General features: G+C 49.8%; 19 protein-coding genes. 17 read left to right on the forward strand and 2 right to left on the reverse strand.

The window, feature by feature from the left end:
- The first annotated feature begins 47 nt into the window (after positions 1–47).
- The 13 genes from lspA to MUN34_RS04220 all read left to right on the forward strand — a co-directional run bounded on the left by lspA (position 48) and on the right by MUN34_RS04220 (position 14,072).
- A complete protein-coding gene (lspA, locus tag MUN34_RS04160) occupies positions 48–521 on the forward strand; it encodes a signal peptidase II (RefSeq protein WP_012370820.1) in 474 nt (157 codons plus the stop codon).
- Positions 522–1,445: an RluA family pseudouridine synthase gene (locus MUN34_RS04165; RefSeq protein WP_026827946.1), complete on the forward strand. Its 924-nt coding sequence runs from the start codon at positions 522–524 to the stop codon at positions 1,443–1,445.
- A 242-nt stretch (positions 1,446–1,687) separates the two neighbouring features.
- Complete coding sequence (gene pyrR, locus MUN34_RS04170; protein WP_012370818.1) at positions 1,688–2,218, forward strand: bifunctional pyr operon transcriptional regulator/uracil phosphoribosyltransferase PyrR; 531 nt, start codon at positions 1,688–1,690, stop codon at positions 2,216–2,218.
- 51 nt (positions 2,219–2,269) lie between these two features.
- Positions 2,270–3,592 (forward strand): uracil-xanthine permease family protein, encoded by a 1,323-nt coding sequence (locus MUN34_RS04175; protein ID WP_247856923.1) that lies wholly within the window; start codon positions 2,270–2,272, stop codon positions 3,590–3,592.
- A 138-nt stretch (positions 3,593–3,730) separates the two neighbouring features.
- Entirely contained in the window at positions 3,731–4,630 is a 900-nt protein-coding gene (locus MUN34_RS04180) for an aspartate carbamoyltransferase catalytic subunit (RefSeq protein ID WP_247857035.1), read from the forward strand.
- Between the two features lies 1 nt (position 4,631).
- Positions 4,632–5,903 carry a dihydroorotase gene (locus tag MUN34_RS04185; protein ID WP_247856924.1) on the forward strand — a complete coding sequence of 424 codons (1,272 nt, stop codon included), beginning with the start codon at positions 4,632–4,634 and terminating at the stop codon, positions 5,901–5,903.
- Positions 5,896–6,984: a carbamoyl phosphate synthase small subunit gene (locus MUN34_RS04190; protein ID WP_026827950.1), complete on the forward strand. Its 1,089-nt coding sequence runs from the start codon at positions 5,896–5,898 to the stop codon at positions 6,982–6,984. The genes MUN34_RS04185 and MUN34_RS04190 overlap by 8 nt, the downstream gene beginning before the upstream one ends.
- Positions 6,977–10,189: a carbamoyl-phosphate synthase large subunit gene (gene carB / locus MUN34_RS04195; protein WP_247856925.1), complete on the forward strand. Its 3,213-nt coding sequence runs from the start codon at positions 6,977–6,979 to the stop codon at positions 10,187–10,189. The genes MUN34_RS04190 and carB overlap by 8 nt, the downstream gene beginning before the upstream one ends.
- A complete protein-coding gene (locus tag MUN34_RS04200; protein WP_247856926.1) occupies positions 10,186–10,917 on the forward strand; it encodes a dihydroorotate dehydrogenase electron transfer subunit in 732 nt (243 codons plus the stop codon). The genes carB and MUN34_RS04200 overlap by 4 nt, the downstream gene beginning before the upstream one ends.
- A complete protein-coding gene (locus MUN34_RS04205) occupies positions 10,914–11,843 on the forward strand; it encodes a dihydroorotate dehydrogenase (protein WP_026827953.1) in 930 nt (309 codons plus the stop codon). The genes MUN34_RS04200 and MUN34_RS04205 overlap by 4 nt, the downstream gene beginning before the upstream one ends.
- On the forward strand, positions 11,818–12,516 hold the full coding sequence (gene pyrF, locus MUN34_RS04210) for an orotidine-5'-phosphate decarboxylase (RefSeq protein ID WP_026827954.1): 699 nt from the start codon (positions 11,818–11,820) through the stop codon (positions 12,514–12,516). The genes MUN34_RS04205 and pyrF overlap by 26 nt, the downstream gene beginning before the upstream one ends.
- The gene (gene pyrE / locus MUN34_RS04215) at positions 12,513–13,157 is read left to right on the forward strand and encodes an orotate phosphoribosyltransferase (RefSeq protein ID WP_026827955.1); all 645 of its coding nucleotides are present in this window, start codon (positions 12,513–12,515) and stop codon (positions 13,155–13,157) included. The genes pyrF and pyrE overlap by 4 nt, the downstream gene beginning before the upstream one ends.
- A 105-nt stretch (positions 13,158–13,262) precedes the next feature.
- Positions 13,263–14,072: a GNAT family N-acetyltransferase gene (locus tag MUN34_RS04220; RefSeq protein ID WP_247856927.1), complete on the forward strand. Its 810-nt coding sequence runs from the start codon at positions 13,263–13,265 to the stop codon at positions 14,070–14,072.
- 82 nt (positions 14,073–14,154) lie between these two features.
- Here the strand turns inward: MUN34_RS04220 and MUN34_RS04225 are convergent, their stop codons facing one another.
- Both MUN34_RS04225 and MUN34_RS04230 read right to left on the reverse strand, forming a co-directional pair.
- On the reverse strand, positions 14,155–15,126 hold the full coding sequence (locus MUN34_RS04225; RefSeq protein WP_247856928.1) for a zinc-binding dehydrogenase: 972 nt from the start codon (positions 15,124–15,126) through the stop codon (positions 14,155–14,157).
- A gap of 2 nt (positions 15,127–15,128) precedes the next feature.
- The gene (locus MUN34_RS04230) at positions 15,129–15,620 is read right to left on the reverse strand and encodes a lactoylglutathione lyase family protein (protein ID WP_247856929.1); all 492 of its coding nucleotides are present in this window, start codon (positions 15,618–15,620) and stop codon (positions 15,129–15,131) included.
- 105 nt (positions 15,621–15,725) lie between these two features.
- On the opposite strand from MUN34_RS04230, the gene MUN34_RS04235 reads away from it, so the two are divergent.
- The 4 genes from MUN34_RS04235 (at position 15,726) to MUN34_RS04250 (ending at position 18,770) form a co-directional block, all read left to right on the forward strand.
- On the forward strand, positions 15,726–16,025 hold the full coding sequence (locus MUN34_RS04235) for a winged helix-turn-helix transcriptional regulator (protein WP_012370805.1): 300 nt from the start codon (positions 15,726–15,728) through the stop codon (positions 16,023–16,025).
- Between the two features lie 40 nt (positions 16,026–16,065).
- Positions 16,066–16,755, forward strand: a complete 690-nt coding sequence (locus MUN34_RS04240) for a metal-dependent hydrolase (RefSeq protein ID WP_026827959.1) — start codon at positions 16,066–16,068, stop codon at positions 16,753–16,755.
- 207 nt (positions 16,756–16,962) lie between these two features.
- On the forward strand, positions 16,963–17,862 hold the full coding sequence (locus MUN34_RS04245; protein ID WP_247856930.1) for a DUF4097 family beta strand repeat-containing protein: 900 nt from the start codon (positions 16,963–16,965) through the stop codon (positions 17,860–17,862).
- Positions 17,859–18,770, forward strand: a complete 912-nt coding sequence (locus MUN34_RS04250; RefSeq protein WP_026827961.1) for an FUSC family protein — start codon at positions 17,859–17,861, stop codon at positions 18,768–18,770. Before MUN34_RS04245 ends, MUN34_RS04250 begins: the two co-directional genes overlap by 4 nt.
- The last annotated feature ends 38 nt before the right edge of the window (positions 18,771–18,808 follow it).

Here is an 18,808-nt window from a genome sequence, read left to right on the forward strand (position 1 = left end):
GACTTCGTAGCGGTCCCTCATTATTTTTGGATGTGGAGGAAAAAAGAATGTGGCTTTACTTAGCGATTGCTGCTGTACTCGTCGGAGTGGATCAATTGACGAAATGGATCGTCGTCCAACAGATGACGATTGGTCAAGCGATTGAGATCATTCCCAATTTCTTTTATTTAAATTCATACCGGAATCGTGGCGCTGCCTGGGGGATGCTTGAAGGGAAGTTTGGATTTTTCTTCGTCATCACGCTGGTCGTCGTCATTGGGCTGATTTATTTTCTTTACAAAGAAGGCACAAAAAACAAAGTATTTGCTTGGAGCGTCGCCTTATTACTCGGCGGAGCGGTCGGGAATTTCATCGACCGGATGGCACGTGGAGAAGTCGTCGACTTTTTTCATTTTTATCCGTTCGGGTATAATTTCCCGATATTTAATGTGGCAGACGTCAGTTTGACGTTTGGGGTTATTCTGATGCTGATCAGCGTCATGTTTGAAGAGCGTTTGACTAAGAAGGGAACGATTGATTAAATGAATGAACAAAATGAATGGGCTGTTAAAGCCAATGGTGCTACCGGTCGAATTGATAAATGGTTAGCAGAACAACAAGATTGGTCACGGTCACAAGTCCAGGATTGGTTAAAAGCCGGTCATGTCGAAGTCGACGGACGAATCGTCAAACCGAACTATAAGATGTCTGGCACGGAAGAAATCCTTGTCCGGATTCCAGAAGCAGTCGAGCTTGAAGTTTTACCGGAAGATATCCCGCTGGATGTCGTGTATGAAGACAGTGACGTCATTGTCATCAATAAACCTAAAGGTATGGTCGTGCATCCGGCAGCGGGTCACGTATCCGGAACACTCGTCAATGCGTTGCTCCATCACTGCCAGGATTTGTCCGGCATTAATGGCGTCAAACGTCCGGGAATTGTCCACCGAATCGATAAAGACACATCAGGTCTCTTGATGGTCGCTAAAAATGATTTGGCCCATGAATCACTGGCACAGCAATTGAAAGACAAGACGACAGAGCGTCTGTACATCGCGCTTGTCCACGGCGAGATTCCGCATGAACTGGGAACGATTGAAGCACCGGTTGGCCGTGACAAAAATGACCGTCAACGGATGACTGTGACGGATAAAAACTCGAAAGCGGCTGTGACGCATTTCCGTGTCCTTGACCGTTACGAAGGGTTCACTGTCGTTGAATGTAAGCTCGAGACAGGACGGACGCACCAAATTCGTGTCCACATGCGTTACATCGGTTTCCCGCTTGCCGGAGATCCGAAATACGGACCACGGAAAACGATGAAAATGAACGGTCAAGCGCTTCATGCTGCTGTTCTTGGATTCAAGCATCCGCGGACTGGTGAGATGTTACATTTCGAGGCACCGTTGCCGGAAGAGATGACGTTCGAGATCAGTCAGTTGAAAAAACTTGAATTAGAGTCTTGACGTTTTTCTAATAAAACGGTAGAGTATCACCTAGAGAGCGATGCGAGACATCTGCCTCAAACAATCGGTCGTCCGCGTTGACGATCCTACCCATAGCACACCTTTAAACGAGTCCGGAGAGGCTACGAAAGGGAGACATTTCATTTGTGTAGATACGTGTAGCGTGAGCTGCCCACACTTATTGTCTTCAACAACCTCCTGCGACTTTACGCAGGAGGTTTTTTTGCAGAAAGGAGCACGTCATGAAACCATCCGTCATTTTAGATGAAGCAGCAATCAGTCGGGCGCTGACACGCATCGCCCATGAAATCATCGAACGTAACAAAGGAATTGATCAACTGATGATCGTCGGCATCAAGACACGCGGGGAGACACTCGCCCGCCGTCTGGCCCGCCGGATTGAGGAGATTGAAGGTAAGCCAGTCCTGCTCGGTGTCGTTGACATCTCAATGTACCGCGATGACTTATCGAAAAAAAGTCTCGAGCCGGAAATCAAAGGTACGGACATGCCGGAGACGGTGACAGGAAAAATCATCGTCCTGGTGGATGATGTCCTATACACCGGACGCACCGTCCGTGCCGCAATGGATGCACTCGTTGATCACGGTCGTCCGAGTATGATTCAACTCGCTGTCCTCGTCGACCGGGGACACCGGGAACTTCCGATTCGACCAGATTTCATCGGCAAGAATGTCCCGACATCACGTGAAGAACAAGTTGTCGTCGCCTTATCTGAAGTCGATGACGCCGATCAAGTATTTATCAAACGTTAAACACAAATACCTTTAACGTGGTCCAGAGAGACCAGAAAGGGAGTTATCCTTATGAAAACCCACACAGCGATTCTTGATGTACAAGAACGGCCAAAACACCCCCTCCAGTGGCTGATGCTCAGTCTTCAACATGTCTTCGCGATGTTTGGCGCGACGGTCCTTGTTCCGTTATTGACGGGATTAAACACATCCGTTGCCCTCGTCGCAAGCGGAGTCGGCACTTTGATTTTCCTCGCCGTCACACGCTTTAAAGTCCCGACGTACTTAGGTTCAAGTTTTGCTTATATCGTTCCGATCATTGCCGTCAGTGAACGCTGGGGAGTGGAAGATGCGCTTGTCGGCGGAATGGTCGCAGGGCTGGTCTACGGAATCGTTTCTCTCGTCATCACGTATACTGGTGTCGGTTGGCTGATGAAACTCTTGCCACCGGTCGTCATCGGACCTGTCATCATGGTCATCGGATTATCGCTTGCTCCAACGGCCGTCAACATGGCGATGAACGGGGCGGATGGGAAGTACAGCGGTACATTCCTACTTGTCGCCTTGACGACACTTGCTGTGACCTTGCTTGCGATGACGTACTTCAAAGGGATGTGGAGTACAGTGCCAATCCTGTTCGGTATTCTGACGGGATATCTTGTCGCCGTCGCTGCGGGAATCGTCGACTTCACGTCACTGAAACAAGCGAGCTTTTTCCAAATTCCGAACTTTACGGTACCATTCCTAGATTACTCACCAACTTTGAACTGGGCCGCACTTGCGCTCATCGTCCCAGTCACACTGGTCACATTGACAGAACACATCGGAGAACAAAAAGTGACATCACGGATTATCGGGCGCGAGACGCTTCTTGATCCGGGGATGCACCGGACGGTTCTCGGAGACGGATTGGCGAAGGCGATTGCCTCAATGCTCGGCGGTCCACCGGTGACGACGTACGGTGAAAACAACGGCGTCATGGCCATTACCCGTGTATACAGTGTGTTTGTCCTCGGAGGCGCAGCCGTTCTTGCCATCAGCTTCGGATTCCTCGGCTATGTCGAAGGATTCATCAAAACGATTCCGACACCTGTCATGGGTGGCATCAGTATCCTGCTGTTCGGCGTCATCGCTTCGAACGGTCTGCGGACACTCGTTGAAAGTAAAGTTGATCTTGCGGATAAACGCAACCTGACAATCACCGCTGTCATCCTCGTCATCGGAATCGGCGGAGCTGCCTTGAAAATCGGCAACTTCTCGCTCGAAGGCATGGCATTAGCAACGATTTTGGGTGTCCTCCTGAATCTGGTCTTGCCGCAAACGAGTACCGAAGTCGCGGAACACGAACAAGAACAAGAAACACCACAACCGAAACGAGCAGCTAACGACTTTTAAGACGTTCCAGAGAGAACGATAAAGTGGAGGCCCTTCAGAAACAGATGGCGACATCTGTCTTCTTCAGCGCACCTTCACATCAGAAGGTGCGCTTTTTTGCGGCCCAAAGGAGAGGAAAACATGCAGACACGACAACGGATTGGCCATTTTACGAGTCTTGACGAGCTATCGACAAATGAAATCGAACGATTGATAAAGCGGGGACTGCAACTGAAACAAGGCGCACCCGTCCAACCGCTGCCGACGAAAACCGTCGCCAACTTATTTTTCGAACATTCGACACGCACCAAATGTTCGTTTGACATGGCGGAACATCATCTCGGACTTCACGTTCTGCCGTTTGAGACAGCAACCTCTTCCGTTCAAAAAGGTGAAACGTTACTCGATACATGTAAAACGTTACAGGCAATTGGAGTCGATGCACTCGTCATCCGTCACGGGGAGACGGGTTATTACGAACAGTTACAACAACATCTGTCGATTCCGATCATCAATGCCGGGGACGGCAGCGGACAGCATCCCTCACAGTCATTACTGGATTTGATGACGATGTACGAGGAGTATGGTCATGTCAGCGGAAAAACGATTGTCATCTGTGGTGATCTCCGGCATAGCCGGGTCGCACGGTCCAATGCGCAAGTCTTACAACGTTTAGGAGCGACCGTCATCGGTTCCGGACCAAGGGAATGGTTTGATGAGACGATGGGAATCACTTACCAGGAGATGGATGAGGCAGTGGCAACCAGTGACATCATCATGCTGCTTCGGGTCCAACATGAACGGCACGTGGATAAGCATTCGTTTGCAGCAGACGAGTATCACGAACGGTACGGGTTGACGGAGGAACGAATGAAATGGATTCGACCGGACGCAATTGTGTTACATCCCGCACCGGTCAACCGGGGCGTCGAAATTGCCGAAGAACTGGTCGAACATCCGCAATCGCGTATCTTTGATCAGATGACAAACGGTGTGTTTGCACGGATGGCGATTTTAGAACGGGCTTTTGAGACCTCAACGAAAAAGGAGACGAGATAAGATGGCAATTCGAATTGATCATGCAACATGGTATAAAAATGGGGAACGGCAAGAGTCGAGTATTCGCATCGAAGAGGGTGTCTTTACGGAGCTCGATGCGACACCAATCGAGACGGATCAAGTGATTAATGCCAAAGGTTACACTGTTGCACCGGGTTTTGTGGATATTCACGTTCATTTACGTGAACCGGGTGGTGAACATAAAGAGACGATTGCAACAGGAACGGCAGCAGCGGCAGCAGGCGGATTTACGACGATTTGTCCGATGCCGAATACGCGTCCGGTTCCGGATGACCGAGAGACGCTTGACGCCCTCTTTAAAAAGATTGAAGAGACGGCATCTGTCCGTGTTTTCCCTTATGCGGCGATTTCAAAAAATCAGCTAGGGCAGGAACTCGTCGCATTTGAACAACTGACCGATGCCTTTGCTTTTACGGATGACGGAGTTGGTGTCCAAAGTGCCGCTGTCATGCGGGAAGCGATGACACGCGCCGCCGCCGTCAATAAAAGTATCATCGCCCATTGTGAAGATGATTCGCTTAAGGCAGGTTGTGTCCATGAAGGGACATACAGCCGACGAGAAGGATTAAAAGGGATTCCGTCACTGGCAGAAAGTATTCATATCGCCCGGGATGTCTTGATTGCGGAAGCGACCGGATGTCATTATCATGTCTGTCATGTCTCGACGAAGGAGTCCGTCCGGGTAATCCGGGATGCAAAACGGGCAGGTATTCGGGTAACGGCGGAAGTCACGCCGCATCATCTTGTGTTGACGGAGGACGATATCATGGGACGCGATCCAAACTTCAAGATGAACCCCCCACTTCGGAGCGAAGCGGATCGCCAAGCGTTGCTTGAAGGTCTGCTGGACGGAACGATTGATTGTATCGCAACGGACCATGCCCCGCATGCAGCAGAGGAAAAAGCACTCGGGATTGAGCGTGCACCGTTCGGGATTACAGGATTTGAGACGGCATTTCCTTTACTGTATACGAAATTGGTTGAACCGGGCATCTTCACGCTTGACCAGTTACTGGATTGGATGTCGCGTAAACCCGCTGACTTGTTTGACTTACCATTTGGACGAATCGAAGTCGGAGCACCTGCCGATTTAGTCTTACTCGATTTAGAAACAGTTCGGGCGGTCGAACCGGATCAGTTTCTGTCGAAAGGAAAAAATACACCGTTTCGCGGTGAACAGTTGACGGGTTATCCGGTATTGACGCTCGTCGGTGGAGAAATTGTATTTAAGGGGGAAATGACACATGTCTAAACGGACGTTGATTTTAGAGGATGGAATGGTTTTTGAAGGAGAAGCGTTTGGTTCGAGCGAGGTGACAATGGGGGAGGTGGTCTTCCAAACAGGCATGACCGGGTATCAAGAGATGTTATCCGATCCTTCCTACTGTGATCAAATGATTGTCTTAACCAATCCATTGATCGGCAACTACGGCATGAACCGCGATGACTATGAAACGACCCGTCCGCTTGCGAAAGCACTGATCGTCCGGGAAGTCTGTCATACCCCATCGAACTTCCGCTCCCAGACGTCTCTTGCAACGGCTCTAGAAGAATTCAATATTCCCGGTTTAACGGGAATCGATACCCGTCAGTTAACCCGTCACCTGCGTTCAAAGGGGGTTATGCGGGGACTGCTCGTGGATGGCGCGTACGATTTGTCCGAGCAACTGGAACGGATTCAACAGATGACGCTTGCGACCGATCAGGTCAAACGGGCTTCGACGGAACGCGCCTATGTCATCCCGGGTGCCGGCCCACGGATCGTCTTGGTCGATTTCGGTGCCAAACTCGGGATTATCCGGGAGCTCGTCCGACGCGGATGTGAAGTCGTCGTCGTCCCGCACGACGTGACGGCGAAAGATGTCCTGCGTTACGTACCGGACGGTGTCATGTTGTCGAACGGTCCTGGAAATCCAAAAGATGTCCCGACCGCGATTCCCTTAATTCAGGAACTGACCGGTCAAGTCGTCATCTTCGGAATCTGTCTCGGTCATCAATTGATTGCCTTAGCGCATGGGGCAGATACGTTTAAGTTACCGTTTGGTCACCGGGGAGCAAACCATCCGGTCGAAGATCTTCAAACGGGACAAGTCAGTATCACGTCACAAAATCATGGTTACGCCGTTGAAGAACAGTCGCTGGCCGGGATGAATCTCAAACTGACACACCGAGCAATCAATGATGGGACTGTCGAAGGAATCCGGCATACGACCCACCCCGTCTTTTCCGTCCAATATCATCCGGAAGCTTCTCCCGGACCGATGGATGCCAATGATTTATTTGATCAATTTTTAACAGAAATCACGAACCAACAGGAGGTCTCTCATGCCTAAACGTCAAGATATTCAAAAGATTCTCGTTATCGGATCCGGTCCAATCGTCATCGGACAAGCGGCAGAATTTGATTATGCCGGAACACAAGCCTGCCAAGCCTTAAAAGAGGAAGGGTACGAAGTGGTTCTCGTTAACTCCAATCCAGCGACCATCATGACGGATCCGACAGTAGCGGACCGCGTGTACATCGAACCGTTACAAGCAGAGTTTGTTTCCCGGATCATCCGGAAAGAGCGTCCCGATGCGTTACTTGCCACTCTCGGCGGACAAACGGGACTGAATCTCGCTGTTGAACTGGATCGGTTGGGTGTTCTCGCCGAATATGACGTTGAACTGCTCGGAACGAAACTGACGGCGATCGAGGAAGCGGAAGATCGTGATTTGTTCAGAAAATTGATGTTCAGACTCGGACATGGCGTTCCGGAAAGTGAGATCGTGCATACGGTCGAAGAAGCCGAACAGTTTTGTGCGAAAATCGGTCTTCCGATCATCATTCGACCAGCGTACACACTCGGCGGAACCGGTGGCGGCATCGCTGAAACGATGGATGAGTTCATCCGGATTGTTGAAGGCGGACTCAAAGCCAGTCCGGCGACACAAGTTTTACTTGAAAAATCAATCGCCGGGATGAAAGAAGTCGAATTTGAAGTCATGCGTGATGCGACGAACCAGGCAATCATCGTCTGCGCGATGGAAAACTTTGATCCGGTTGGTGTCCATACAGGTGATTCGATCGTCTTTGCCCCGACACAAACATTATCTGACCGCGATTATCAGATGATGCGTAATGTATCACTCGATATCATTCGTGCACTCGGAATTGAAGGCGGATGCAACATTCAGTTCGCACTCGATCCGGTCAGCTTCACGTATTATGTCATCGAAGTGAATCCGCGCGTCTCCCGTTCTTCGGCACTGGCTTCGAAAGCGACGGGATATCCGATTGCCAAACTGGCTGCTAAAATTGCCGTCGGGTATGCCCTGTCCGAGTTGAAGAATCCGATTACGGAAACAAGTTTTGCTTCGTTCGAACCGGCACTCGACTATGTTGTCGCCAAGATTCCACGGTGGCCGTTTGATAAGTTTGAATCAGCTGACCGGACCCTCGGGACGCAGATGAAAGCGACGGGCGAAGTCATGGCGATGGGACGGACGATGGAGGAAGCCTTGTTGAAAGCCGTCCGTTCACTTGAAATCGGCCAATCCGATTTACACATGACACGTTTTGCCGAAATGAATGAAGCTGATCTGCACCGTCATATCATAAAAGCGACGGATGAACGATTGTTTGCCCTCTATGCGGGCATCGAACATGGTTATACCGTCGAACAGCTGCACGAATGGACAAGCATCGACCGGTTATTCTTAGAAAAACTGCATCACATCCACCGAATTGAACAAGATATCGCCAAAAACGGATTGACACAGGAACGCCTGCGTCATGCCAAACGTTATGGCTTCAGTGACCAAATGCTCGCCCGGATCACGCAACAAACCGAGACAGCTGTCCGGTCTATCCGCAACGAAGCAGGACTGCATCCGGTCTATAAAATGGTTGATACGTGTGCAGCCGAATTTGCATCCGACACACCGTATTACTACGGTACGTACGAAGTTGAAAACGAAGCGGCACCAACGACACGGCCGTCGATTCTCGTCCTCGGTTCCGGACCGATCCGGATCGGTCAAGGGGTGGAGTTTGATTATGCAACGGTCCACTCGATTCAAGCGATTCGTGAAGCGGGATATGAAGCCATCATCGTCAACAATAACCCGGAGACGGTCTCAACTGATTTCTCGATTTCCGACCGATTGTACTTTGAACCCTTGACGACGGAAGATGTACTCGAAGTCATCCGAAATGAGAAGCCAATCGGGGTCATCGTGCAGTTCGGCGGACAGACGGCAATCAATTTAGCTGAATCGCTGGAAGCGGAAGGGGTGAAAATCCTTGGAACGGCGTTAGAGGATCTCGATCGGGCAGAAGACCGGAAACAGTTTGAAGCAGCCCTGACACAGCTTGAAATTCCGCAACCTCCGGGAAAAACTGCCGTCACGGTAGCTGAAGCGACAGACGCGGCGAGCGAACTCGGATACCCGGTTCTCGTCCGCCCGTCGTATGTCCTTGGTGGACGCGCGATGGAGATTGTATATGGACAACAGGAACTCGAACATTATATGAAACATGCCGTGATTGCCTCGCCGGAACGTCCGGTTCTCGTTGACCGTTATTTGACTGGAATGGAACTTGAGGTGGATGCGATTTGTGACGGAGAAGATGTTGTCATTCCGGGCATCATGGAACATATCGAACGGGCCGGCGTCCACTCCGGGGATTCCATCGGGGTTTATCCGCCGCAACGGGTACCGCAAGCAATCAAGGATTTGATTGTCGATTATACGACACGGATTGCCAAAGCCTTCCGGATCAAAGGATTGCTTAATATCCAATTCGTCTTTGCAGACGGAGAACTGTATGTGCTCGAAGTCAATCCGCGAGCAAGCCGTACCGTCCCGTTCATCTCAAAAGTCACGGGCTTACCGGTTGCGCGCCTCGCGACGAATGTCATCTTAGGGGATACGCTTGCGTCTTACGGATTGACGAGTGGTGTTTTACCGGAAGAAGAACTGGTCTCTGTTAAAGTGCCGGTCTTCTCGTTTGCGAAGCTGAAGGAAGTCGACCCGTCGCTCGGACCGGAGATGAAATCGACCGGAGAAGTCATTGGAACGGACCGGACACTCGAAAAAGCACTTTATAAAGGGTTGCTTGCATCCGGTATGGCGATTCCGGAACACGGTCGGGTCTTGCTGACGGTTGCCGATCAGGATAAACAGGAAATGCTGGATCTCGCCAAACGCTTTACAGCACTCGGCTTTACACTCCTCGCCACGGCGGGAACTGCCAGTGTCTTGGCGGAGAACGGTCTGCGTGTCCAAGTCGTCGGTAAGCTCGGTTCGGAACAAGGATCGATGCTCGAGTGGATTGAAAAAGCGGAAGTCGAATACGTCATCAATACAATGAGTCGGGATTCGCAAGTCACGAAAGACGGCTTCATCATTCGCCGGGCGGCAGCAGAAAATAATGTAGTCTGCCTGACATCTCTTGATACAGCCGAAGCCTTGTTACGGGTCATTGAAAGTCTGTCCTTTGAAGCCAGCGCCATTCAACCGTTCGACTATATGAAAAAGGCGGTGACTCGATGATTCAACTCTTGACGGTCGTGACACGACGACAAATTGCTTCAGGCGCGACAGAATTAGTCTGTCGCCGCCCTGACGCGACGCCCATCGAACCAGGCCGGTTCATGCATTTACGGGTCGGTCCGTTATTACGTCGCCCGATCTCAATCGCTAACGTCGAAGGAGATTTAATCACGTTTTTGTTCAAGGAAATCGGTCAAGGCACAAAAGAACTGGCGCGTCTTCGGGAAGGGGATCAAATCGATGCGCTCGGTCCACTCGGAAACGGGTTTCCGGTCGAACATGTTGCGCGTGATGCCAAAATTGTTTTAGTCGGGGGAGGCATAGGGGTTCCGCCGCTTTATTATACGATGCGCCGATTGGTTGAACGGGGAATTGCCTGTGAAGCGATTTTGGGATTCGATACAGCAGACAGTGCCTTTTATGAAGACGAGTTTCGAAAACTTGGTCCGACGACCGTGACGACCATCGACGGGACAGCGGGAATCCAAGGATTCGTGACCGCCGCGCTCGACAGCAACCGGTTCGATACACTGTTCGCCTGTGGACCGGAACCGATGTTACGCTCGATTCAACAGGTTCCAATCGAACATAAGTTTTTATCGATTGAAAACCGGATGGGGTGCGGCATTGGCGCCTGTTTCGCTTGTGTCTGTCCGACACCTGACGGACATTATGTCAAAACCTGTTCCGATGGTCCGGTCTTCCGGGCAGAAGAGGTGATCCTATGAACCGTCTGCAAGTGGTCTTGCCCGGTCTGCATTTAAAAAATCCGATCATTCCGGCGTCCGGATGTTTCGGATTCGGTGAAGAGTTTGCCAAACTGTACGATTTATCGATGCTTGGCGGCATCATGATCAAAGCGGCGACCGGAGAAGAGCGGTATGGCAATCCGACGCCGCGGGTTGCAGAGAGCGGTATGGGCATGCTGAATGCGATCGGTTTACAAAATCCAGGTGTCGACGGAATCATCGCACAGAAATTACCGTTTCTCAGTCAGTTTGATACAGAAATCATTGCGAATGTGGCCGGCTCGACACCAGAAGAATATGAGGAAGTCACAAGACGGATCAGCCGGGATCCGGTCGTTAAAGCAATCGAGTTGAACATCTCCTGTCCAAACGTCAAGTCCGGCGGGTTGCAGTTCGGAACGGATCCGAAGATGGCGGCTGAGCTGACACGGCGCGTCAAAGCGGTTTCCGAAAAACCGGTCTATGTCAAATTATCTCCGAATGTCACGTCGATTGTTGAGATGGCCCAAGCAGTTGAACAGGCGGGTGCGGATGGACTGACGATGATCAATACACTTGTCGGGATGCGGATCGACGTTCGGACCGGTCAACCGATTTTGGCTAACCGGATCGGCGGATTGTCCGGACCAGCCATCAAACCGGTTGCCATTCGGATGATTCACGATGTCGCCCAAGTCGTCTCGATTCCGATTATCGGGATGGGAGGCGTCATGGAAGTGGATGATGTACTCGAGATGATTTACGCAGGCGCGTCAGCGGTAGCAATCGGAACGGCTAATTTCGTGAATCCGTTCATTTGTCAGGAACTGATAACGGCATTGCCGAAACGAATGGACGAGTTAGGCATTGAACACATTTTGGACATCAGGGGGAAAGCATATGGAGCAACTTTACATCGCGCTTGATTTTGAGTCAGCCAACCAAGTCGAACGATTTTTAGAAAAATTGGCACCATACCGTCCGGCAGTCAAAATCGGGATGGAGCTGTATTATGCGGAAGGTCCCGCTTTTGTCCGGCATTTGGTCAAACAAGGACATGCTGTTTTTCTCGATTTAAAAGTCCATGATATTCCAGAAACGGCCCGGCGGACGATGCGGATCATTGGTCAACTCGGTGTTGAACTGACGAACGTCCACGCAGCAGGTGGAAAAACAATGATGCAGGCGGCCCTTGCAGGATTACGCGAGACGTCGGCCGATACACGGTTAATTGCCGTCACACAGCTGACATCGACTGATCAAGCGATGTTGACCGACCTGATGATTCCACACACGATGGACGAGGTAGTTGCGCATTATGCCCGCGAAGCCGAACAGTCCGGTCTTGACGGAGTCGTGTGTTCCGCTCTCGATACGACACACATCAAGACCATCTGTCAACCCGGATTCCAACTGGTCACGCCGGGAATCCGGCCAAACGGGACGGCAGCAAATGATCAAAAACGGATTGCGACCGTGACGGACGCCGGGCGAAACGGGGCAACGGATCTCGTCATCGGACGTGCCATCACACAGGCAGAGAATCCGAAAGTTGTCTATGAAGCATTACTCTCAGAATGGAAGGGGATCACATCATGAATCAACTAGCAAAAGCTTTACTCGAAATCGAAGCGGTCACGTTAGCACCGACGACACCGTATACGTGGGCGAGCGGGTTACGGTCACCCATTTATTGTGACAACCGATTGACTTTATCCAGTCCGGCCGTTCGGACGCTGATTGCCGACAAATTAGCGGAACGCATTCGCCCCTTAAACGTCGATGTCATCGCCGGGACGGCAACAGCCGGCATTCCGCATGCGGCGCTCGTCGCAGAACGACTGGGTCTTCCAATGATTTATATCCGCGGAAGTGCGAAAGGACACGGAAAAGGAAATCAGATTGAAGGACGATTGCACGCCGGACAACGTGTCATCGTCATCGAAGATTTACTATCGACCGGGATGTCTTCAATTGAAGCCACTCAAGCAGTTGAAGCAGCCGGGGGAACCGTCGTCCGGATTCAAGCCATCTTCTCTTACGGCATGACACGACTGAAGGAAAACTTAACGGCAGCCGAAGTGGAGGCGGATGCATTACTGACGTTCACAGAATTGCTGGAGACAGCTGTCGAGACGGCATACATTTCCAAAGAAGAACAGGACGCTTTACGGACCTGGTCAGTCGATCCGGTGCATTGGAGTGAAACGTTCCTTGCAGTCGCCAAGACAAATGGATGACAGCATTATGAAAAGTGATCCGGGCATGGCGGAAAAGATAAGAATCATCCGTCATGTGTTCTTTTTTTTGATACACTGAAAACAAAGAAAAGGAGCTGTTTTCAGATGTTGACCCATTATCGTGATTATGAGAGCTTCAAACAGGTTGCGGTCCCGATACTCGAACGACGACCGGATGTCCATCAGTTGCCGCTCGGCATATTGGAGCGTGGAGATGTTCCGATTTTGATGGCGATTGCAGAAGAAGGAAATCGGACGATTGTCGTCCTGCAAACGATTGAAGAACAGGCGATCCTGGCAGGGGATGTCTTTACATACGAAGGAATTCGAAAGTTATCACGGATTTTGAACTGTCCCGGATATGTCGGCGAGCAGGCAATCATTGAACCGTTGCTGGTTTCGCACAGTCCGTTTCAAATCAAGATGGATCAAGGGATTTACGCATTGACGACGGTCATTCCTCCGGTAACGCTCGACTATGAGTTCTGTCTAATCGAGGAACGGTTTGCTGATCAGGCTGTTGCATTTGGCTGGTCATTCATCCAGGAGACCGGTGCCTTACCCGCGACAGAACGCAGTCGTTTCAAAAATGAACAAACAATCCGAAAACATATTCAAGCAGATACCTTGTTTGGTCTGTTCGACGGGGATCAGTTGCTCGCGATGGCGTCTTCCAGTCGACCAACTGCTTCCGGTGTGACGATTTCGTATGTCTTCACCCCGCAAAAATGGCGGAAGCAAGGGATTGCTTCTTACTTAGTGGCATGTTTGTCCGAGCATTTATTACAGCAGTATCCGATGGTATCATTGTACACGGACTGGTCGAATCCGACGTCGAACAAGATTTATCAAGCAGTCGGCTTTGAACTCGTCGGACGTTCGGTACAAATTACGAAACGTCCGAAATACCAATGACCGGATGACGGCATGAAAAAGCAGCAGTGCTTTCCTGAATCAGGAGGAAGCACTGCTGCTTTTGTTGTAGAAATAAGATATTTTAAAACGTCGCGATGATTTTTCCGCGGACGTGTCGCTCTGACAAACGTTGTAAACCTTTGACGATGTCTGCCGCCGGAATTTCTTCCGTGACGAGCGGATCAAGTTCTTTTGCTGAAACGAGTTTTAGAAGCTCATTCGCCATATGACCAAGGTTTCGGATGGCACGGTCATCTTCGCTCGCATAAGCAGCAGCGAGTGCGACTTCATGGACGGACGGAGAGAGCGTAAACGGTTTGACGACCGATTGATCGGGACCACCGGCGATGAAGGCAAGTTGACCGGAAAAAGCGAGGCGTCCGAAATCAGCTGTTGCTTCGTCGCGACCTACCGTGTTGAAAATCAAATCAGCACCGCGACCGTTCGTCCAGTCTCGGATGACTTCTGTCACATTTTCTTTTTTATAGTCGATCGCAAGATCTGCACCGAGGTTCTTGACCCAATCGTGATTCTCCGTCGAGGCCGTCGTTGCAACGGAAAGTCCAAGACGTTTGGCGAGTTGGATTCCGATTCCGCCGACCCCACCCGCACCGGCATGGATGAGAATGGTTTCTTTACCGGTCGTGTTCATCTTCTGAACGATTGCTTCATAGGCTGTCATCCCGGCACACAAAATGGCCGCTGCCTCGGTAAAGCTGACATCGTCCGGGATTTTGGCCAAGGCACGGGCATCGACGACAGCATATTCCGCAAAAGCCCCGTTTTTTTGGAGGTTCGTATGAATTGCCACCCGGTCACCGGGTTCGATATCCGTTACGTCTTTTCCCACTTGTTCAACGATACCGGTTAAATCAACACCCGGAATATGCGGGTACGTCCAGGCTGGATTTTTTGTCGCTTTGTAGTCAACGGGATTCAAGGCGGCGGCTTGAACGCGAATCAAGACCTGTTTTTCATCCGGTATCGGTGTTTCGACTTCTTCAAATGTCCATTGATCGACTGTGTCGCCTGCGTGATTTAGCCATGCTTTCATTTTTAATACGCTCCTTCCGAGTAGGTCAGCTCATACGAATGGGAATACAGTTCAACGAGGTTGCCGAACGGATCTTCGCAGTACACCATCCGGTACGGTTTTTCGCCTGGATAATATTCACGGATCGGCATCCGTTGTTTGCCGCCATGCGCGACGATTTTTTCGACCATTCCTTCAATATCCGGATCTTGAATCGCATAGTGGAAAATACCTGTCTTCCAGAATTCAAAATTGTTTTCCGGTTGTTCGTTGTTCGGGAACTCAAATAACTCGATCCCGACCCGGTCACCTGTTGCCATATGCGCAATGCGGAATTTCTCCCAGCCGGCTCCGAAGACATCCGTACACATGACACCAATCGGCGAATCATCCTCCACGACATCAGATGGTTCCATGATGATATACCAGCCCATGACCTCCGAGTAAAACGAAATGGCTTGTTCTAAATTCGGGACAGACAGTCCGATGTGCGAAAAATTACGTGGATAGTTCATCACTTCCAGCTCCTTTGCTTTTTGATTTACGACAACGATAACTTACGATACACTCGACTGCATAGTACGCACTTTGAAGTAACTACCTGAAGGAGAGACGAAGCAATGACGACAGAACAATTTCCAGTCAATCGGGCGCTCGCCATCATCGGCGGAAAATGGCGTCCACAGTTATATTGCACGTTAGAGGACGGTCCGAAACGTTTTTTAGAATTACAACGCGCGATTCCCGGTATCTCGAGGAAAGTCTTGACCGATCAATTAAAGGAACTGGAACGGCTCGGGATGGTCGAACGGATTGAATTCGATGAAGCTGTCTTACATGTCGAGTACCGGTTGACAGACGCCGCTTACACGTTGCAACCTGCGATAAAAGGTTTATGTGCCTGGGGAGAAGGGAACTAAATGTTCTGTTGATACCACTAATCTCAGGAGGTCCTTTTAGATGAAATTGACTTATCATGGACAGTCTACTGTCACAATCGAAACGAACGGGCATCACATCGTGATTGATCCGTTTTTCAGCGGTAACGATCACGCGATGACAAAACCGGAAGACGTCAAAGCAGATTTTATCTTGTTAACGCATGCACATGCCGATCATATGCTGGATGCGGAAGCCATCGCGAAAGCCACAGGTGCCACGATTGTCGCAACACATGAACTGGCGACTTATCTCAGTTTTAAAGGACTGAACGTGCATCCGATGAACCTTGGCGGGCAGTTTGAGTTTCCGTTTGGGAAAGTCAAAATGACGCAGGCATTTCATTCTTCAAGCATCATTGATGAAGAAAAGCAGACGATTACGTATATGGGAATGCCGGCCGGCTTCTTATTGACGATTGAAGACAAAGTCATTTACCATGCGGGAGATACGGCACTGTTTGGTGATATGGCGCTTTATGGTGCACATTATGATATTGATCTTGCATTCTTACCGATCGGGGATAACTATACGATGGGTCCGGATGATGCGTTGGTAGCAGCAGATATGTTGCAGGCAAAAACGATTGTTCCGGTCCATTACGATACGTTTGATCTCATCAAGCAGGATGCAACTGCTTTTTGCGCAAACCTGGAAGCGCAGGGACAAACGGGTCAAGCATTGAAAATCGACGAGTCGATTGAACTATAAACAATAGGGTGATAGCTAGTACGACTAGCTGTATCCGGTTAAGACGAACAATTCTTCTGGAATATCAGAAAGAATTGTTCGTTTTTTGTCATGTTCCATCTTCCGCCCGATGGTAATATGTGAACAATTTCGTATGATAAAGAAGGAATGTTGACAGACGAATCATAAATTCGGAATAATGGGAGAGAATTGGATGGAGGTAGACCAATGGAGGAGAACACAAGTAGAACAGAACGAAAACGCAAACAATCTTCGTTTACGCGGTTAAAGGATAAACGACGGAAAATAACGGCGTCATTTGATCGGATTGGTTCCCGCAAACCGGTCCGGCGTCCACTGATTGTGTATGGGTCGGTTATTTTGAGTTTGCTGGTTTTATATACGGTGACTTTGTTTTTGACGACGGAGTCCTTATCACGGGGCGAAGCGTTTAAAACGACGAACCGGTATAAAACGTTACAAATTAATGCCCCAAACGGCACGATCAATTTTGTCCGTAGTACGGACGGAAATGTCCAACTGAAATTGGTCGATAGTGCGTCAAGTCAAAAACGATTAAAAATCGGAACGTCAGGAAATACTTTGACGGTGACGGGGCGAGACGGATTTGCGGCACGACTCGGGAATCGTCCGAGCGGGAAGGCGGGTGATTTTTCGATTCAAGTCGGATTACCAAACTATATGAATCGTATCGATGTCGACGCCGAATCGATCAAAGGAATGGGTGTTTACGCCAAATCAATTAATCTGTCAGCTGAGACGATCGACTTAAATAAAATGGACGCCGACGATATTGTGCTGACAGGTCAAGGCAGTGTCAAAGCATCGAATATGAATGCCGTCCATGCTGAAGTGACGGCAGAATCGGTTAGTTTATCGGAATACGGTGCAAAACTGGATTTGGCCGTTTCAACGATTGATGGTCCGGTTCGGTTGAAACCAACGAAAGCGGCTGGGACAATCGCCGTAACGACAGAAGGCGACATTAAAGCTTCCGACCGGTATACGAAACAAAAAGACGAAGACGTCGCTTTATTCGAGTTATCCAAACAAGAAAAACCGGAAGTGACTGTCGAGAGTGAAGTCGGGCAGGTGACGCTCGAGTGAAATTCCAGTTTCGTATTGGTCTCCGGACGATCAAGACCGGAATTGCTGTAGCGATTGCCCTTAGTTTTTCTTGGTATGTCTTCGGGATCTATTCGGGTATGGGAGCCGTTGCTGCCATCGTCGCGATGCAACCGACGATTCACCGGTCGTTTAAAATCGTCTTCAATCGGATTTTAGGAACGATTCTTGGCTTAGTTTGTGGACTAGCAGTCGTCGCCACGCTGGGAGCGAATCCGTTGACGATTGGTTTGGCAGTCATCGTTTCACTTGTTTTCAACTCGATGATCGGACGGACCGACATGTCGACGTTTGCTGCCTTTGCCATCGTCCTGATGTTTGAGAGTCCGACAGCTGACTATGTCCATTATGCGTTGACACGGTCCTTATTGACGGTCGTCGGTGTCTTATCCGCTGTCGCCGTCAACTATATCGTCTTCCCGCCACACTACGAAGACCGCTTGTTGCTGTTCGTCAAAAAGACGACCAAACAATTGATGGAGGATTGGCGGAGTCTGGTCAAAGACGATGCGAAATTACTGACGGTCCGTAAACAAGTCTTAAAACATGAGGAAATGATTATCATGTTGCAAGAAGATCAGAAATATCCACTTGTCGCCAGTGGTCAGAGTAAAGCGTTCATTCAATTGAAACAGCTTGTTGATTTGGAAGACAAACTTCTGTTGCTTCTCGAGAGTATCGCCAGTCATCGTGACTTACCGATGTCAGACGAGCAGGAAAAAACACTCGGTCAAGAAATCGATTTTCTTCTCAGCCATCATTATGATGTGATCTTTTCGCATGACCGTGATCAACCGATGTTCAGCTTTGACCAGGAAGTCAGTGAAGTCAAAGACATCATCAACGGACACTTGCTTGATTACCGGGAGCAACTCGAAAAAATGAAATAAAAAACGTCGTCCTCGAAACGCTTTTTCAATTGAAAAAG

Source organism: Exiguobacterium sp. 17-1 (genome assembly GCF_023096305.1).
In the GTDB taxonomy this organism is placed as follows: Bacteria; Bacillota; Bacilli; order Exiguobacteriales; family Exiguobacteriaceae; genus Exiguobacterium_A; species Exiguobacterium_A sibiricum_A.

Coding starts and splice junctions, on each gene's coding strand:
- MUN34_RS04200 (WP_247856926.1), top strand. CDS start 10,186: ATGATTCAACTCTTGACGGTCGTGACACGACGACAAATTGCTTCAGGC.
- pyrF (WP_026827954.1), top strand. CDS start 11,818: ATGGAGCAACTTTACATCGCGCTTGATTTTGAGTCAGCCAACCAAGTC.
- MUN34_RS04240 (WP_026827959.1), top strand. CDS start 16,066: ATGAAATTGACTTATCATGGACAGTCTACTGTCACAATCGAAACGAAC.
- pyrE (WP_026827955.1), top strand. CDS start 12,513: ATGAATCAACTAGCAAAAGCTTTACTCGAAATCGAAGCGGTCACGTTA.
- carB (WP_247856925.1), top strand. CDS start 6,977: ATGCCTAAACGTCAAGATATTCAAAAGATTCTCGTTATCGGATCCGGT.
- MUN34_RS04175 (WP_247856923.1), top strand. CDS start 2,270: ATGAAAACCCACACAGCGATTCTTGATGTACAAGAACGGCCAAAACAC.
- MUN34_RS04225 (WP_247856928.1), bottom strand. CDS start 15,126: ATGAAAGCATGGCTAAATCACGCAGGCGACACAGTCGATCAATGGACA.
- MUN34_RS04205 (WP_026827953.1), top strand. CDS start 10,914: ATGAACCGTCTGCAAGTGGTCTTGCCCGGTCTGCATTTAAAAAATCCG.
- pyrR (WP_012370818.1), top strand. CDS start 1,688: ATGAAACCATCCGTCATTTTAGATGAAGCAGCAATCAGTCGGGCGCTG.
- MUN34_RS04220 (WP_247856927.1), top strand. CDS start 13,263: ATGTTGACCCATTATCGTGATTATGAGAGCTTCAAACAGGTTGCGGTC.
- MUN34_RS04245 (WP_247856930.1), top strand. CDS start 16,963: ATGGAGGAGAACACAAGTAGAACAGAACGAAAACGCAAACAATCTTCG.
- MUN34_RS04235 (WP_012370805.1), top strand. CDS start 15,726: ATGACGACAGAACAATTTCCAGTCAATCGGGCGCTCGCCATCATCGGC.
- MUN34_RS04190 (WP_026827950.1), top strand. CDS start 5,896: ATGTCTAAACGGACGTTGATTTTAGAGGATGGAATGGTTTTTGAAGGA.
- lspA (WP_012370820.1), top strand. CDS start 48: ATGTGGCTTTACTTAGCGATTGCTGCTGTACTCGTCGGAGTGGATCAA.
- MUN34_RS04185 (WP_247856924.1), top strand. CDS start 4,632: ATGGCAATTCGAATTGATCATGCAACATGGTATAAAAATGGGGAACGG.
- MUN34_RS04165 (WP_026827946.1), top strand. CDS start 522: ATGAATGAACAAAATGAATGGGCTGTTAAAGCCAATGGTGCTACCGGT.
- MUN34_RS04230 (WP_247856929.1), bottom strand. CDS start 15,620: ATGAACTATCCACGTAATTTTTCGCACATCGGACTGTCTGTCCCGAAT.